This is a genomic window from Acidisoma sp. PAMC 29798, assembly GCF_030252425.1.
GTDB classification, from domain to species: domain Bacteria; phylum Pseudomonadota; class Alphaproteobacteria; order Acetobacterales; family Acetobacteraceae; genus Acidisoma; species Acidisoma cladoniae.
This window is the reverse complement of record NZ_CP126994.1, coordinates 1,212,982-1,227,378: the sequence shown is the minus strand read 5'-3', so window position 1 is coordinate 1,227,378 and position 14,397 is coordinate 1,212,982. Positions and strand designations below refer to the sequence as shown.

The 14,397-nt window shown below is 64.2% G+C and carries 18 protein-coding genes and 1 tRNA gene; 13 read left to right on the top strand and 6 right to left on the bottom strand.

The features are described 5' to 3' along the window. Positions 1-78: 78 nt before the first annotated feature. Positions 79-513 (top strand): hypothetical protein, encoded by a 435-nt coding sequence (locus tag QP803_RS05905; RefSeq protein WP_284946859.1) that lies wholly within the window; start codon positions 79-81, stop codon positions 511-513. Positions 514-590: 77 nt separating this feature from the next. Further along, entirely contained in the window at positions 591-1,364 is a 774-nt protein-coding gene (locus QP803_RS05900) for a YdcF family protein (protein ID WP_284946858.1), read from the top strand. Here the strand turns inward: QP803_RS05900 and QP803_RS05895 are convergent. After that, a complete protein-coding gene (locus QP803_RS05895) occupies positions 1,301-1,798 on the bottom strand; it encodes a M23 family metallopeptidase (RefSeq protein ID WP_284947832.1) in 498 nt (165 codons plus the stop codon). The two genes, QP803_RS05900 and QP803_RS05895, sit on opposite strands and share 64 nt — an antisense overlap. Positions 1,799-1,986: 188 nt before the next feature. Here QP803_RS05895 and QP803_RS05890 point away from each other — a divergent pair, with 188 nt between their 5' ends. Continuing rightward, positions 1,987-2,595 carry an OmpW/AlkL family protein gene (locus tag QP803_RS05890; RefSeq protein WP_284946857.1) on the top strand — a complete coding sequence of 203 codons (609 nt, stop codon included), beginning with the start codon at positions 1,987-1,989 and terminating at the stop codon, positions 2,593-2,595. A 64-nt stretch (positions 2,596-2,659) separates the two neighbouring features. Beyond that, on the top strand, positions 2,660-3,544 hold the full coding sequence (locus QP803_RS05885; protein ID WP_434082887.1) for an NAD(P)H-dependent glycerol-3-phosphate dehydrogenase: 885 nt from the start codon (positions 2,660-2,662) through the stop codon (positions 3,542-3,544). A gap of 45 nt (positions 3,545-3,589) precedes the next feature. Here QP803_RS05885 and QP803_RS05880 read toward each other — a convergent pair whose 3' ends face one another. After that, complete coding sequence (locus QP803_RS05880) at positions 3,590-4,069, bottom strand: Lrp/AsnC family transcriptional regulator (RefSeq protein ID WP_284946855.1); 480 nt, start codon at positions 4,067-4,069, stop codon at positions 3,590-3,592. 168 nt (positions 4,070-4,237) lie between these two features. Between QP803_RS05880 and trxB the strand changes: the two genes are divergently transcribed. Beyond that, positions 4,238-5,209, top strand: coding sequence for a thioredoxin-disulfide reductase (trxB, locus tag QP803_RS05875; protein ID WP_284946854.1), 972 nt, complete (start codon positions 4,238-4,240; stop codon positions 5,207-5,209). A 78-nt stretch (positions 5,210-5,287) separates the two neighbouring features. Beyond that, positions 5,288-6,172 (top strand): LysR family transcriptional regulator, encoded by an 885-nt coding sequence (locus QP803_RS05870; protein ID WP_284946853.1) that lies wholly within the window; start codon positions 5,288-5,290, stop codon positions 6,170-6,172. A 74-nt stretch (positions 6,173-6,246) separates the two neighbouring features. Here the strand turns inward: QP803_RS05870 and QP803_RS05865 are convergent, their stop codons facing one another. Next, a complete protein-coding gene (locus tag QP803_RS05865) occupies positions 6,247-6,750 on the bottom strand; it encodes a DUF2244 domain-containing protein (RefSeq protein ID WP_284946852.1) in 504 nt (167 codons plus the stop codon). A gap of 69 nt (positions 6,751-6,819) precedes the next feature. Here QP803_RS05865 and nth point away from each other — a divergent pair, with 69 nt between their 5' ends. From nth to QP803_RS05845, 4 genes are all read left to right on the top strand, one after another. Beyond that, positions 6,820-7,566, top strand: a complete 747-nt coding sequence (gene nth, locus QP803_RS05860) for an endonuclease III (RefSeq protein WP_434082886.1) — start codon at positions 6,820-6,822, stop codon at positions 7,564-7,566. A gap of 17 nt (positions 7,567-7,583) precedes the next feature. Beyond that, a complete protein-coding gene (gene mnmA, locus QP803_RS05855) occupies positions 7,584-8,675 on the top strand; it encodes a tRNA 2-thiouridine(34) synthase MnmA (protein WP_284946851.1) in 1,092 nt (363 codons plus the stop codon). Between the two features lie 45 nt (positions 8,676-8,720). After that, entirely contained in the window at positions 8,721-9,566 is an 846-nt protein-coding gene (locus tag QP803_RS05850) for a phosphodiesterase (RefSeq protein WP_284946850.1), read from the top strand. A gap of 85 nt (positions 9,567-9,651) precedes the next feature. Then, a tRNA-Met gene (locus QP803_RS05845) sits at positions 9,652-9,726 on the top strand. Positions 9,727-9,888: 162 nt separating this feature from the next. Here the strand turns inward: QP803_RS05845 and QP803_RS05840 are convergent. Genes QP803_RS05840 through QP803_RS05830 form a run of 3 tightly spaced genes read right to left on the bottom strand, consistent with a single transcriptional unit; the run spans position 9,889 to position 10,743 of the window. Continuing rightward, on the bottom strand, positions 9,889-10,284 hold the full coding sequence (locus tag QP803_RS05840) for a helix-turn-helix domain-containing protein (RefSeq protein WP_284946849.1): 396 nt from the start codon (positions 10,282-10,284) through the stop codon (positions 9,889-9,891). Further along, entirely contained in the window at positions 10,281-10,544 is a 264-nt protein-coding gene (locus tag QP803_RS05835; RefSeq protein WP_284946847.1) for a type II toxin-antitoxin system RelE family toxin, read from the bottom strand. Before QP803_RS05835 ends, QP803_RS05840 begins: the two co-directional genes overlap by 4 nt. A gap of 22 nt (positions 10,545-10,566) precedes the next feature. Next, the gene (locus QP803_RS05830) at positions 10,567-10,743 is read right to left on the bottom strand and encodes a hypothetical protein (RefSeq protein WP_284946845.1); all 177 of its coding nucleotides are present in this window, start codon (positions 10,741-10,743) and stop codon (positions 10,567-10,569) included. Positions 10,744-10,924: 181 nt separating this feature from the next. Here QP803_RS05830 and QP803_RS05825 point away from each other — a divergent pair, with 181 nt between their 5' ends. From QP803_RS05825 to QP803_RS05815, 3 genes are all read left to right on the top strand, one after another. After that, on the top strand, positions 10,925-11,551 hold the full coding sequence (locus tag QP803_RS05825) for a DedA family protein (RefSeq protein ID WP_284946843.1): 627 nt from the start codon (positions 10,925-10,927) through the stop codon (positions 11,549-11,551). Between the two features lie 26 nt (positions 11,552-11,577). Further along, positions 11,578-12,534 (top strand): hypothetical protein, encoded by a 957-nt coding sequence (locus tag QP803_RS05820; protein ID WP_284946841.1) that lies wholly within the window; start codon positions 11,578-11,580, stop codon positions 12,532-12,534. Between the two features lie 195 nt (positions 12,535-12,729). Further along, on the top strand, positions 12,730-14,385 hold the full coding sequence (locus tag QP803_RS05815; RefSeq protein WP_284946839.1) for a Na/Pi cotransporter family protein: 1,656 nt from the start codon (positions 12,730-12,732) through the stop codon (positions 14,383-14,385). Positions 14,386-14,397: the final 12 nt, after the last annotated feature.

The following is a 14,397-nucleotide window of genomic DNA, read 5'->3' as shown; positions in this document are numbered from 1 at the left end:
GCAATCGGTAACGCACCGTCGCGTTGTCTGGAATGGCCCCGCGCAGTAGCGTGCCGCCACTGAATGAAGGAGCCTTCCATGTCGCTATCGTCCCCCCGCCTCCGCGCCACCTTGGCCGGCGCCGCCGTCTTGCTGCTCGGCTTTGCAGGCGCCGCCTCCGCGCAAAGCGCCTGCGGCACGCCGCCCTCGGGCCTCGTTCGCCTTTGGGCCGGTATCGGCTGCATAGGCGCCTCGGAAGACGTGACGACGAGTGGGCCGGTCGCGCCCTTCCCTGCCTTCTCGATCTCCAACGGCACGGGGCAGTGGATCGCCCTGACCGATCAGGCCGACCCAACCCAAGCCGACCACACGCTGCTGATCGAAAACGGCTGCTATTATGGCGATCTTAGCCAATTCCACCTGACGGCCGCCAAGACCTGGGTCGGCCATATCCGCTCCATCCAAATCCTGCCGCCGGGCACAGACCCCAATGCCTATCCGGCCGCGAACAAAGTCATCGGCCAGTGCAGCTAAGGCGGGGCAGTTAAGGTTGGGCCGCTAACGGATCACAGCCGCTGCTGTTTCTCATCTCGAAGCTGATTTGGCTGCTGTTGCGGCCAAGCACGCTTCTCCTCATCCTGGCATTGATCGGTCTGGTGCTGGTCTTTCGGCATCGTCGACGGAGCGGGCTGACTTGCCTGACCCTTGCCCTGGGCGCCTTCGCGGTCATCGCGGTGTTGCCGATCGGCGATCTGATGATGGCGCCGCTGGAAGATCGGTTTCCGCAAGTCACCACGCCGCCCGCCCATGTCGATGGCATCATCGTCCTGGGGGGTGCGGTCGATACCGAGCTTTCGGCGGCGCGCAACGAAGCCTCCCTCAACGCCGATGCCGGCCGGATGACGCAGTTTCTGGTGCTGGCGCGCCGCTACCCCGCCGCGAAACTCGCCTTTACCGGCGGCAACGGTCGGCTGGTTCATGGCCAGACTTCGGAAGCCGAGGTCGCGGCGCGGTTCTTCACCGAACTGGGCCTGGACCCGAGCCGCATCACCTATGAGGGCCGCTCCCGCACGACTTATGAGAACGCCGTTTTCCTGAAGGCGATGCTGAACCCCACGCCCGACCAACGCTGGCTGCTGGTCACCTCGGCCTGGCATATGCCGCGCTCGGTCGGCCTGTTTCGCCGCGCCGGCTGGTCGGTCATTCCCTATCCGGTCGGCTACAAAACGGCGCCCGAACTCACGACAGCAATTGAAGGCAGCCTGCCCGAGCGGCTCGCCTTGGTCGATCTCGCGGCCCATGAATGGGTCGGGCTGACGGCCTATTGGCTGCTCGGCCGCACCGATGCGTTGTTCCCTTCACCGCAGGGGGCCACGCCCAAATAGGGTGCGGGATCGACCCGGCGGCCCGCGACGATGATCTCGAAGTAAAGATGCGTGCCGAAGGTGAGGCCCGACCGGCCGATGACACCGAGCCATTGGCCGGCGCGCAAGCGGGTTCCACCCTCCGCCAAAGCCGGGGCCACCAGCCCAAGGTGGGAATAGAGGGCCTGGAACCCAGGATGCTGAACCAAAACCTCCAGCCCGCCCATGCCTTTGCGGTCGATGCGCAGAACCCGGCCGGCCGCCACGGCGCGCACCCGCGCCCCCGCTGCCGCGCGCAAATCCGCGCCCCAATGGTAGCGACCGGCAATCGGCTGACCGGCAATGACACGCGGCCCGAAGGGCGAGGTAACGCAACCGGGCAGAACCGGTTGGACCAAAGCGGCTTGCGCCATCGGCGTCGCTGCGCCGAGCACGACCGCAACCAGCAACGGCACGAGTTTCAAGGTGGATCCTCTCTCATTTCGACAACCGAGTTGAACAGGCCTCGCTTTTGCCTATCCGACACCGGATTTTACTCCTAGGTTGCGCCCCGTGCTCGAATCGGTTCGACACGATGTTCTCTGGAGGCCTGATGCGGGCGCTTTTGACACGACTTGCCGCTCTAAGCACGGTCGTCTGTCTGATGACGGCGTCTCCGTTCATCGCCCAGGCCGCCGATGATGATGGCCTGATAGCCGGCAGCATCCTTCTGCGCGGTCGGGTCATCGGCATTATACCCGAGGACAGCAGTTCCAGCATCAGACCCATCGGCGGTCGCATTCATGTCGATCCGACTGTGTCACCGGAAGTCGATCTGTCCTATTTCTTGACTGATCATATCGCGATCGAGGGAGAGGCGGGCGTTCTGCAGTCCAGCCTTTCGGCCAAGAATACGGCCTTTGGCGATGTTATGATCGGCAAGGTTTGGAGCGCGCCCATCGACCTCACCTTACAATATCACCTGCTCCCCCATAGCCGGTTCAATCCCTATGTCGGCGCGGGTCTGAACGTGACGAGCTATTTTGGCGAGCAAGCGGCCGGCGGGCTGGTGCAGAACTTCTCGGTCGATACCGCCGTGGGTGCCGTACTGGAAATCGGCGCGGATTACCGGATATCGGGTCCCTGGCACGCCAATGTCGATGTCAAGCAACTGCTGCTCGGGGCGCAGGCCCATATCGACAATGGTACGGTCGATGCCAAGGACCGGCTCAATCCCATGATCCTGGCTGCCGGCATTGGTTACCAGTTCTAGCCTGGCTGTTCCCCCGCTCCGGCTACTGATCCTCGGTTACGGCGCTTTCGGCCAGGCGCTTGCCATGGCTTTGCATCGCCGCGCCGATATCGCGATCGAAGTGTTCAGCCGGCGTGTGCCGGACAGCGGGTCCCCCGGTATCGAGTCCATCGACCGCTTCATCCAAGACGTGAGGGCGATCGACCTCAATCGCTACGGTGTCGTCATCCTCGCGCTGCCGAGTGGCGCGCTGGCGACGACGCTCGACCGCATTCCGCGCGTCGCTGTGCCGGCGGCGACCCTGTTGTCCTGCGTCAAGGGGATGGACGCCGAGACGCACGCCTTCCCCACCGATCTGATCGGTCAGCACATGCCGGGCCATCCGGTCGGCATGCTGTCCGGCCCAACCTTCGCCGCTGAGATGCAAGCCGGCCACCGCGTGTGGATGTCCCTCGGCTGCGCCGATCTGGCGCATGGCACGGCCCTCGCGGCGCGGCTCAGCGGCCCGCTCCTGGCGCTGACTGCGACCGCTGATCTGCGCGGCCTCGAAATCATTGGCGTCGCCAAGAACATCGTCGCGATCGGCGCAGGTCTGACCGAGGGCCTGGATTTGGGAGAGAATACCCGCGCGAGTTACGTGGCACGCGGCATGCGCGAGGTGGGGCGGCTGCTGCCCCACCTCGGCGGTTCTGCGGAAACCATCATGGCGCCGGGCGCGATGGGCGACCTGATCCTGACCTGCACCTCCGCCCAATCGCGCAACTATCGCTTCGGGCGGGATTTGGGTCTTGGCCTGCGCGCGGTCGTGCCTGGGCCGCCGCCTTTGGCCGAGGGCAGCCGGTCGATCCTGGCCTTCCTCGCCTTCCTGAAGCGGAACGGCGTGAAGTCGGCCTATTTCGAGGGGCTCGCCGCTGCCATGGCCGATCCGGCCACGGTCACCGCGCGGCTGCTGGCGACGATCGATCCATGAACCTTGGTCACCCGCGCACTTGATGCGCGGATGACGTGGTAGTTTCTAAATCGGCACGCCGGCGAGGTTCTTGCTGGTGCGGATGGTCTGAAGCGTCTGCACGCGGCTCACTTCGGTGATGCCCGTCAGCCGCTGCGTCAGCCCGTTCTCATGCGCGGCATCCCGCGCCACCAGACGCAGCAGGAAATCCCCGCCACCCCGGATCATGTGGCATTCCCGCACCTCTTCCCAACCAGCCACGGTCTTCTCGAACCCCGACAGCACCGACTCCTTCTGGCTGTCGAGGCCGACGATGACGAAAAATGTGATGCTCCAGCCGAGTTTGCTGGGCTCCGTCTCGGCATGATAGCCGCGAATAAGCCCCGCCTCCTCCAGCCGGCGCACCCGCCGCAGACAGGGCGGCGCCGAAATGCCGGCGCGCCGCGCCAGTTCGACATTCGTGATCCGGCCGTCCGCCTGCAGTTCATTGAGGATGCGGCGGTCGATGGCATCCAAGTCGACGGCGTCATTTGGCTCAGTCTTCATAGGCGGTCAGACGACTCCATTGCGCCGGGAACCCTGCCGCGGACGCAACATTATTTCATCGGCCGGCGATGGCGGCAATAAGCCTCGCCACCGCCGCAGTCTTTTCCTTGCCTCGGCTTCGGTGACACCGATATTCTAGTGTTGCGCGAATCGGTGGAATTTTCGGACATGGCTAAGGCTCATCGTATCCCGGTGCTGATCATCGGCGCCGGGCCAGCTGGCTATTCAGCGGCGATCTATGCGGCGCGTGCGGGCTTGGCACCGGTCCTGGTCGCGGGTCTGCAACCGGGCGGCCAGCTCACCATTACCACCGATGTCGAAAATTACCCCGGCTTCGCCGACGTGATCCAGGGCCCGTGGCTGATGGACCAGATGGCCGCTCAGGCCGAGGCCATGGGCACCAAGATCATCAATGACATCATTACGGATGTGGATTTCACGCGCCGCCCGATGGTGTGCCTGTCCGATTCCGGGGATCGCTTCGAGGCCGACACGGTGATTGTCGCGACCGGCGCGTCCGCGCGCTGGCTCGAAATTCCCTCCGAGCGCGCCCTGCGCGGCGCCGGCGTTTCGGCCTGCGCGACCTGCGACGGCTTCTTCTACCGCGGCAAGGATGTCGCCGTCATCGGTGGCGGGAATACCGCAGTGGAGGAGGCGCTATACCTCACCCGCCACGCGCGCCATGTCACTTTGGTGCATCGGCGAGACAGTCTGCGGGCCGAGCGCATCTTGCAGGACCGGCTTTTTGCAAATCCCAAGATTTCCGTGATCTGGGATCATTCCGTAGACGAAATTTTAGGCACGGGCACGCCCGCCGTGGTCACTGGCCTTCGGCTGAAGCATGTGCGCAGCGGCACGACCCAGACTCTCGATTTGGATGGCGTCTTCGTCGCAATCGGTCATACACCGAATACAGCGGTGTTTGATGGCGCGATTGCGCTAGACAAGGATGGCTATATCCGCACAGAACCCGGCAACACGCATACCTCTGTGCCCGGCGTCTTCGCGGCCGGGGATGTGCAGGACCGAATCTACCGACAAGCCGTCACGGCCGCCTCCTCGGGCTGCATGGCGGCGCTCGACGCGGAACGGTGGCTATCGCATCACGCCGCAACGGAAGCCTCCGTCGCGGCGTATTAACGACCAGACGTGCCTTATCGCTTCGCCACCAGCGCCGCTTCCGGCGTGAACCTTCGGCTTGGATCGGAATAGAACAGCATGGATTGGGACAAATTAAGGGTTTTCCACTCGGTGGCGGAGGCAGGCAGCTTCACGCATGCGGGCGATACCTTGAACCTCAGCCAGTCGGCCGTCTCACGCCAGATTTCGGCGTTGGAGGAGGCTTTGCAGGTACCGCTGTTTCACCGCCACGCGCGCGGCCTCATCCTCACCGAACAGGGCGAGGCGCTGAACCGTACGGTGCGGGAAGTCTTCGCCAAGCTCGCGATGACCGAAGCGCTGCTGACGGAAAGCAAGGAAAAGCCGGCCGGCCGCCTGAAGGTGACGACGACGGTGGGCTTCGGCTCGACCTGGCTCGCCTCCCGCGCCCAGGCCTTCCTGGAGCAATATCCGGAAGTCACGATGTCGCTGTTGCTCGATGACGGGGATCTCGATCTGGCGATGCGCGAAGCCGATGTCGCGATCCGTATGCATCCGCCCAAGCAGCCCGATCTGGTGCAGCGTCATTTGATGGACATTCACTGGAATGTCTTCGCGGCGCCCGACTACATCAAGAAGCACGGCACGCCGCAGACGCCGGAAGACCTCGACAACCACAAGATCATCCTCTTCGGCGCCTATCGCCCGCCGGTCGAGGATATCAACTGGCTGGCGGATGCCGGGCGCCGCCCCGGCAACCCGCGCCGCGCGGCGCTGGAGATCAACAACCTGCACGGCATGGCGCTGGCCATCCGCTCGGGTCTCGGCATCGGCGTGCTGCCCGATTACCTCGCCGCCGATACCGAAGGGCTGGTGCAGGTGCTGCACGACGTGAAGGCGCCGAAGGTGGATGTGTATTTCGTCTATCCGGAGGAGCTGCGGAACTCCAAGCGCGTCGCGGTGTTCCGGGACTTCCTGCTCGCCCATATCGCCGAGAAGTCTTAGCGTTTTGGTGGAATGCGCTGCGCTTTTCCACCCTACGTTACGGTATAGGGCGGAGGAGCGAAGCGTTATCCGCCCTAACCCTCCCGCAATTGCGGGTTGTCGAAGGTCGGGTGGCGCTGGCGGTGCAGCGCCGCCTTCAAGGCAACCGCGAGGTCGCGCTTCTCCTCCTCACCCAGGTCCTTGGCGATCTCGATCCTCCGTCGCCGGCTGACGAGCAGAAGGCTCGGGACACGGCCTGGCGGTTCTTCCAAGACGGCATTCAGCCAGGCGGATGACACTGTTAGGCGGTGGCGCCGGCCACGGGCATCGGCGCGATCGATACTGAGTGTCGTCTCGGTCAATTCCAGCGTTTCCATGCTGCGCGCGCCGCGTGCGTTCCATCGCAACAGCATCAGCACGGCAAAAATCTCGAGGCCCGAGAAGCCGGCCACCGGCCAGGCGCCGATGGTCCAGGCGACCGTCGTCACCCCCAGGCTGAGCACGCCGAGGGTGCAGACGACGATGGTGATGCCGCGCCCGGACAGGCTGCGGTAGGGGGGAATTTCCGCCGTGAACAGGATGGTCGCGGGGTCGGACATCGGTCTTCTGTGATCCTTTTCGGCGTTTTTCTCCAGGCACGATCACAGGGTCCGGGCTAATTGTGATCCATGACCGTCACTCCCCCGCCCGCCAAACCCATTCGCGCCGCCCATATGCCGACCCGCAATGTGCGGCCCTTCATGCAAGCGCTCCACGACACGTGGCCGGAGGCCAAGACCGAACTGGTCTATACCGACCCCTATACTCTGCTGGTCTCGGTGGTGCTGTCGGCCCAGGCGACGGATGCCTCAGTCAATCGCGCCACCGGGCCCCTCTTCGCCAAGGCCCGCACGCCCGCCGCCATGGTGGCGTTGGGGGAAGCCGGGCTCGGTGATTTCATCAAGACCATCGGCCTGTGGAAGGCCAAGGCGCGCGCCGTCATCGGCCTGTCGCAGCTGCTGATCGACCAGCATGGCGGCGAAGTGCCCCATGACCGGGACGCGCTGGAGGCGCTGCCGGGCGTCGGGCGCAAAACCGCGAATGTGGTGCTGAACGTGGTTTTCGGAGAAGCGACGATCGCCGTGGACACGCATCTGTTCCGGCTGGGCAACCGGACGGGCCTGGCCCCCGGCAAGACGCCGCGCGCGGTCGAGGATGGGCTTCTCAAGCGTATCCCGAAGGACATGCTGATGCACGCCCATCATTGGCTCATCCTGCACGGCCGCTATATCTGCAAGGCGCGCCTGCCGGAATGCTGGCGCTGCAATGCCGCGCCCTGGTGCGCCTACCAGCCCAAGTCCCTGCCGCCCGCCGCGACGCGGCCATCTCCAAAACCCCGTGGCCGGACGACGGCGGTCACGATAGAAGACGCGTGATCGAGAAGGTTTCCCGCATGCGGATCGTTGTTGCCATGTCGGGCGGGGTGGATAGCTCCGTCGTTGCCGGTCTCCTGGCCGAACAGGGACATGAGGTCATCGGCGTGACCTTGCAGCTCTATGACCATGGCGCTGCGGCCAAGCGTCGGGGCGCCTGCTGCGCGGGTGAGGACATCCATGACGCCAAGCGCGTCGCGGACCGGCTTGGCATCGCCCATTACGTCATCGATGCCGAGGCGCGGTTTCGCGCCACGGTGATGGAGGATTTCGCCGCCCAATATGCGGCGGGCGAGACCCCGGTGCCCTGCGTGCGCTGCAACCAGAGCCTGAAGTTCGGCGATCTCATTGCCATGGCCCGCGATCTGGGCGCAGAGGCTATGGCGACCGGCCATTACGTGCGCCGGGTCGAGGGCGCGGACGGCCCGGAACTGCACCGCGCTGTGGACCCCGCCCGCGACCAGAGCTGGTTCCTGTTCGCCACCACCCGCGCGCAGCTCGCCTATAGCCGCTTTCCCCTGGGGGACATGCCCGACAAGGCCGCCGTGCGCGCGCAGGCGGCGCGGCTGGGCTTGCAGGTCGCAGTCAAGCCCGACAGCCAGGACATCTGCTTCGTACCCGACGGCCGTTACACCGATATCGTGGAGCGGCTGCGGCCAGATGCGATGGCCCCCGGCGACATCGTGGACGGTGATGGCCGCGTGCTCGGCCAGCATGCGGGCGTCGCGCGCTTCACCGTGGGCCAGGCCAAGCGCCTGGGTCTGCCGCGTGTCGAGGGCGAGGCCGCTCCAGTGGTGACGCGGCTGGACCCTGCGCGCCGGCGCGTCATCATCGGCCCCCGCAGCACCGGCGTGCGCGAGGTCCGGCTGCGGGAAGTCAACTGGCTGGTCGATCCCGCGGCTGATGGTCTGCGCGCGACGGTCAAGCTGCGCGCCCGCGCCGAGCCGCAGGGCGCCGTATTGCGGCCCATTGCCGGTGGCTTCGCCGAGGTTCTGCTCGATGAGGCCGCCCTGCCCGCGCCCGGCCAGGCCTGCGTCTTCTACCAGGGTGAGCGCGTCATCGGCGGCGGTTTCATCGAACGGTCGGTAGACCTCGCGGCCGTCGGAACCTAGAGACCGCCTCAGCGACCCCGGCTTAGCGACCAAGGAACCAACCGCATGCTGATCGCCCAATTGTCGGACCTCCATGTACGGCCGCTCGGTGTGCCGGCCGCGCGCGTCGTGGAAACGAACATGCTGGTCGAGCGGGCGCTGGCGGCCGTCGCGGCGCTGCGGCCGGCGCCGGACATCGTCATCATCTCCGGCGATGTCACCGAATGCGGCCGGCCCGAGGAATATGCGATGGCCGCCGCCATGCTGCGCCGCCATCTGACGATGCCGGTCTTCGTCGTGCCCGGTAACCATGACCGGCGGGACAATTTCCGCGCCGGCCTCGGTCATATGCCGGGCGTGCTGAGTGACCCCGATTTCGTGCAATATGCAGTCGAGGATTATCCGGTCAGGCTGGTGATGCTCGATTCCGTGGTGCCAGAGGCGGGTTACGGCCTGCTCTGCCCCGAGCGACTCGCCTTCCTGGACCACACGCTTTCCGCCCAGCCGCACAAGCCCACGATGCTCGTTCTGCATCATCCGCCGATGCTGACGGGCGCCGCCAGCATGGACGGCATCTTCCTACGCAATACGGCAGACCTGGCGGCACTGCTCGATCGCCATCCGCAGGTGGAGCGGATTCTGACGGGGCACCATCACCGTTCCATCGTCGGGCGGCTGGGTTCGGCCATCGTGATCGTGGCGCCCTCTGTGGTGCATCAGACGGCGCTGACGCTGACACCGGGCGTGCCGGATGCCCTGGTGCTGGAGCCGCCGGCCTATCAACTCCATCTGCATCTGCCGGACGGCGGCATCGCCAGCCACGTGGTCTATGTGGAGCAGTTCCCCGGGCCATTCCCGTTTCTGGTGGATGACGATTATCCGGGCTACCCGGCCCGGCCGGCGACGACCTGAGCGTCATCACGGGTTGACGCGACGCGGGGTGGGCGGTATCCGCTCCAACCGCGCGAGGGTCCGCTCTCGCTGCGATGACTGGTTTGGCGGCGTAGCTCAGCGGTAGAGCAGGAGAATCATAATCTCTTGGTCGGCGGTTCAAATCCGTCCGCCGCTACCAGTTCAACACATTGAAATTGATGCGTTTTTTCATAAACAGATCAAACCGATTTTATGCGGTTTGGCAGTCGTCGCTGTCCCGGTTTGGCAATCCGGGCTCACGCGATCTTCCTTTGGAGACGCCTAAACAGCCCGCATCCGCCGCGGAGCGCCGCGAGTGGCTTCACCCCAACAGATGTTCCATCGGCACGCGCAATACTTTCGCGATGGCCGCCAGCGCCGTGACGCTTCCCGGCTTCTTCCCGGCTTCAATTTCTGACAGATAGCCGGCACTGACTCCCGCTTCTGTGGCCAAGGCACGCTGGGTCACCCCAGCTCGCTCCCGCCAGATCGTGATGCGCGACACCCCGTCGTCGATGATCCGGTTCGTCTCCGCCATGGTGTAGGACAGGCGCGCGAACTCGGCTTCGCCGAGCCGCTCGCGCTCCGCCATCGAACGAGCCACTGCAGCGCGATCAGACTGCTCCTCCAACCGGTCCAGGTGGGCCTCCCAATCGCTGCGGCTGAAAGTGACAGTCGCCTCGGTCATCTCGATTGGCTTCGGCGCCATAACGTTCATCGATAAACGTCTCCCCTCTTTTGAACGGTCGTGACGGTCATCTTGCCATCGGTCATGTAATAAATGGCGCGCCAGCCGCCCTTCCGAAGCCGCCAGTAGGTCGGCATTCCGACCATCTCGGTTACAAACGGCATCCGCTGCGGGTGATCGTCGGCAACCTGCTGCAGAGCGGCGCGCACGCGCTTAGAATCGGCCTTGGGCATCGCTGCGAGGTCGGCCAGTGCCCACTCGCCCTCCCGTTCTTCGCCCAAATACGGCACGGCGACCCCAGGATGCGGGGGGTTAGAAGCCCACGAATTTCCAAGTAAAGATCGTGTAGAACAAGAAGAACGAAAACAAGACGATCTCGCATCCTACGACCTGGTAGAAGGTCGCCTTCTTTCGGGCATCGAAGAAGATGAAGGCCCCCAGCGCGAGGAAAAAGACGATCCCCAGAAGTTCTCTCACTAGACCCGACACTCGAAGGCTCCTTTTCGGCCGCGCACCGCCGCCCAGCGCCGCGCTCTCATGCCGTCTTTCTGAGGGCTATCGCCCCATAGCACAAGGCCAGGACCACGGCACGCAACCGCCAGCGGAGATGACATTGCGCTTCTCCCCGCACTCCTCGATAGCAGGGGCGACCAACCCATAAGGACGCCTGATGCATAACGCCCTCGGAGGCCTCGTCGGCTGGATTGTCGGCATCATCTCGCAGGGCGGCTATGGCGGCGTGGCCCTGCTGATGGCGATCGAATCCGCCTGCCTGCCCTTGCCGTCCGAGGTCATCATGCCCTTCGCGGGCTACCTCGTCTCGATCGGGCGCTTCAACCTCGCCCTCGTCGCGACGGCCGGCGCAATCGGCTGCAACATCGGCTCCGCCGTCGCGTATGAGGTCGGCGCCCGGGGTGGGCGGCCCTTCGTAGAGCGCTGGGGCCGCTATATCCTATTAGACCACCATGAGCTGGACATGGTGGATCGGCTGTTCCAACGCCATGGCGCCATCACGGTGCTCATTGGCCGGCTGCTGCCGGTGATCCGCACCTTCATCGCCCTGCCCGCCGGCATCGCGCGGATGAACCGGCTGCGCTTTCATATCTATACCTTCATCGGCTCCTGGCCCTGGTGCTTCGCCCTCGCCTGGGTGGGAGAAAAGCTCGGCGCCCACTGGGACAACAGTCCGGCGCTGCGGTCCACGATGCACGGGTTTGACGGCATCGTGCTGCTTTTTCTGCTCGCGGGCCTGGGCTATTTTATCGTCGCTCGGATACGGCGCAGCCGCCGCACCTGAGGCTCAGACCGTCGATCGGAGCGATTATGACAAAGGTTGATGTCGCGATCTGCGTCTATGGCAAACCTTACAATACGGCCGTCACCCTCGCGTCACTGATCGAACACAGCGGCCGACATATCGGACGTATCTTCATGCAGCAAGAAAAAGAACAGCCGCATGACGAGAGTGTTCAGTATTTGCCGAGATGTTTTCCAGACGTTGACATCGTTCACTATGTCCCAAAGATCCACCTCGGAAACGCGCGGTTGGATGTGCGGCGATATGCGAATGATGCAGATTATAGATTGTCGATACGCTATCAATACGCATTCGAGTCGTCGCGAGAAAACTTCCTGTTCGTGACGCACAATGATTGCCTGTTCCACTCAGATGTCATCGGCGACATGGTGACGGCCGTTGGAACGGCATTCTCAGGCGCTGGAATCATCGGTCAGTGTTGGAACTGCCCAGCGTATTTTGCCGGCGTCTGTGATGGCACTCGGCATGAGGATTATCAGCCGACCTATGAGGAAGCGATCGACGTCATCAGAAGATTTCCTAGCCCCCGAACCTCCATCGAGTCCATCGATCGACAGTTTCCGACATCCTTCCCGGAGTGCCGATTGGGTGAGTTCGCCTGCCTGATCAACCTTGCGGCCACCAGGACCCATGTCGTGCCGCAGGGCGCGATCTTGCCCTTCGGGGCGATGACTGCAGATATCGGCACGACCTGGTTTACGGATTTGCGACGGATAGGCCATCGGTTCAAAGACTACCGCGTCGGTTTCAAGCATGCGCCCTTTTCCGATGGAGGCGCCGGCGACCCTGCTAATACCCAAAGGCTGCTCTATGACGCGCAGGAGGATGGTGCCCGCACCTACTTGCGGCAGCACTACCCGGCAACCTTCGACCGCGTGGAGGTTTTGAGGACGCTGACGACGCTCCTCAAAGGATTCGACATTGGAAATACCGGACAGTCCGTCACGCAGGTTACGCCCTGACGGCGACGGACGCAGGCTACACGGCCGCAACAGGCAAGTTTGTAAGCTGACGATCGAAGCGACGTCATAACAGGTCCATCGTTACAACGTTTGTGCCCAAGCGCAATCTCAGACTATTGAGACCGCATCGCCCAAGTCGCGCCCAAGCGCGCAGACGGCCGATCCTCAGCACAGACCGAAGGAACGAACCGACCCATGGAGATCCCTGTCACCCTGTTGGACCTTGCAGGCGCTGTCGCGTTGCTGCTCTGGGGTGTCCATATGGTGCAAACCGGCGTCCAAAGGGCGTTCGGGGCGAAGTTGCGCGGTTTTCTCGCCACTGCGCTGAGCAACCGGTTCAAGGCCTTCTTCGCGGGCATCGGCGTCACCGCCATCCTGCAAAGCAGCACCGCAACGGGCCTCATGGTCACGGGCTTCGCGGCCGGCGGGCTGGTCGATCTGGTGCCCGCTCTCGCCGTCATGCTCGGCGCCAATGTCGGCACCACGCTCATCGTGCAACTGCTGTCCTTCAATGTCGCCGAGGTCGCACCGGCATTGATCCTGTTCGGCGTGCTCATGTTCCGCCGCACCACGGCCGGCCCGCGCGATTTCGGCCGCGTGCTGATCGGCCTCGGCCTCATCCTGATGGCCCTCAACCAATTCGTGGGTCTTGTGACGCCCTATGAGGACGTGCCAAGCCTGAAGATGTTCCTGGGCGCCATCTCCACCCAGCCGTTCCTGGATGTTGTCCTGGCCGCCGGGCTAACATGGGCCGCACATTCCAGCGTCGCGATCGTGCTGCTGGTGATGTCCTTCGCCGCCAATGGCGTGGTACCGCCCGATACCGCCTTCGCCCTGGTGCTCGGCGCGAATCTGGGCACCGCCATCAACCCGGTGCTGGAAGGTGCCACTGGCGGCGACCCGGCCGGCAAGCGCCTGCCGCTGGGCAATCTGCTCAACCGGTTGGTGGGTGTCACGGTCGCGCTCATCGCCCTGCCCTATATCGGCGACTGGTTCGTGGTGCATGACCCCAATGATGGGCGCGCGGTGGCCGACTTCCACACCGCCTTCAACCTGATTCTAGCGTTGGTTTTCTTTCCGCTGCTCACCCCTTTTGCGGCCTTGCTGCGGAAAGTGCTGCCGACACGCGTCGATCCGGGTGACCCGTCGCTGCCGATGTATCTCGACCCGCTGGCGGCAGAAACGCCCGTGATTGCCCTGGGCGGTGCGGCGCGCGAAGCGCTGCGCATGGCGGACGTTCTGGAGAGCATGATCCTGGGCGCGCGTGACGCGTTCGAGCGTGGGGATCGCCGACAGATCAGTGAGACCAAGCGGATGGACTCTGTGCTCGACCGGCTGAACACCGCCATCAAGGCCTATCTCAGCACGCTCGACACCGATGCGATGAATGAGGCCGATCATGCCCGCGTCACGGTCGTTCTCGCCTTTGCCACGCATATGGAGCAGGCCGGTGATATCGCGGACAAGAACCTCCTGGCGCTGGCTGCAAGGAAGCAGAAGCACGGGCTCATCTTGTCGAAGGAGGGCGAGGCTGAGTTGCTGGCGATGATCGATCGCCTGGCCACCAATATCCACACCGCCGCGTCCTTGTTCGTGACGGAGGATGAGCGCGTGGCGCGGCTGTTGGCGGCGGAGAAGGAGGTTTTCCGTGCCATGGAAGCGAGCGCCACAGCCGCGCATTTTGAGCGTCTGCGCGCCAATACAGCGATTTCGCCCGAGGCGAGTTCCTTGCATTTGGACGCGTTGCGCGACCTCAAGCGCATCAACGCCCACCTGGTCGCGGCGGCGGCTTATCCCGTGTTGGAGAGCAAGGGCGAGCTTCTACCCAGCCGGCTACGCCAGGACGAGTAGTGCATCGTCATC

Bases quoted from the DNA above. Each gene is read 5' to 3' on its own strand.
- QP803_RS05905 (WP_284946859.1), top strand. From the start codon at position 79: ATGTCGCTATCGTCCCCCCGCCTCCGCGCCACCTTGGCCGGCGCCGCC.
- QP803_RS05890 (WP_284946857.1), top strand. From the start codon at position 1,987: ATGACGGCGTCTCCGTTCATCGCCCAGGCCGCCGATGATGATGGCCTG.
- QP803_RS05885 (WP_434082887.1), top strand. From the start codon at position 2,660: ATGGCTTTGCATCGCCGCGCCGATATCGCGATCGAAGTGTTCAGCCGG.
- QP803_RS05880 (WP_284946855.1), bottom strand. From the start codon at position 4,069: ATGAAGACTGAGCCAAATGACGCCGTCGACTTGGATGCCATCGACCGC.
- trxB (WP_284946854.1), top strand. From the start codon at position 4,238: ATGGCTAAGGCTCATCGTATCCCGGTGCTGATCATCGGCGCCGGGCCA.
- QP803_RS05870 (WP_284946853.1), top strand. From the start codon at position 5,288: ATGGATTGGGACAAATTAAGGGTTTTCCACTCGGTGGCGGAGGCAGGC.
- QP803_RS05865 (WP_284946852.1), bottom strand. From the start codon at position 6,750: ATGTCCGACCCCGCGACCATCCTGTTCACGGCGGAAATTCCCCCCTAC.
- nth (WP_434082886.1), top strand. From the start codon at position 6,820: ATGACCGTCACTCCCCCGCCCGCCAAACCCATTCGCGCCGCCCATATG.
- mnmA (WP_284946851.1), top strand. From the start codon at position 7,584: ATGCGGATCGTTGTTGCCATGTCGGGCGGGGTGGATAGCTCCGTCGTT.
- QP803_RS05850 (WP_284946850.1), top strand. From the start codon at position 8,721: ATGCTGATCGCCCAATTGTCGGACCTCCATGTACGGCCGCTCGGTGTG.
- QP803_RS05840 (WP_284946849.1), bottom strand. From the start codon at position 10,284: ATGAACGTTATGGCGCCGAAGCCAATCGAGATGACCGAGGCGACTGTC.
- QP803_RS05825 (WP_284946843.1), top strand. From the start codon at position 10,925: ATGCATAACGCCCTCGGAGGCCTCGTCGGCTGGATTGTCGGCATCATC.
- QP803_RS05820 (WP_284946841.1), top strand. From the start codon at position 11,578: ATGACAAAGGTTGATGTCGCGATCTGCGTCTATGGCAAACCTTACAAT.
- QP803_RS05815 (WP_284946839.1), top strand. From the start codon at position 12,730: ATGGAGATCCCTGTCACCCTGTTGGACCTTGCAGGCGCTGTCGCGTTG.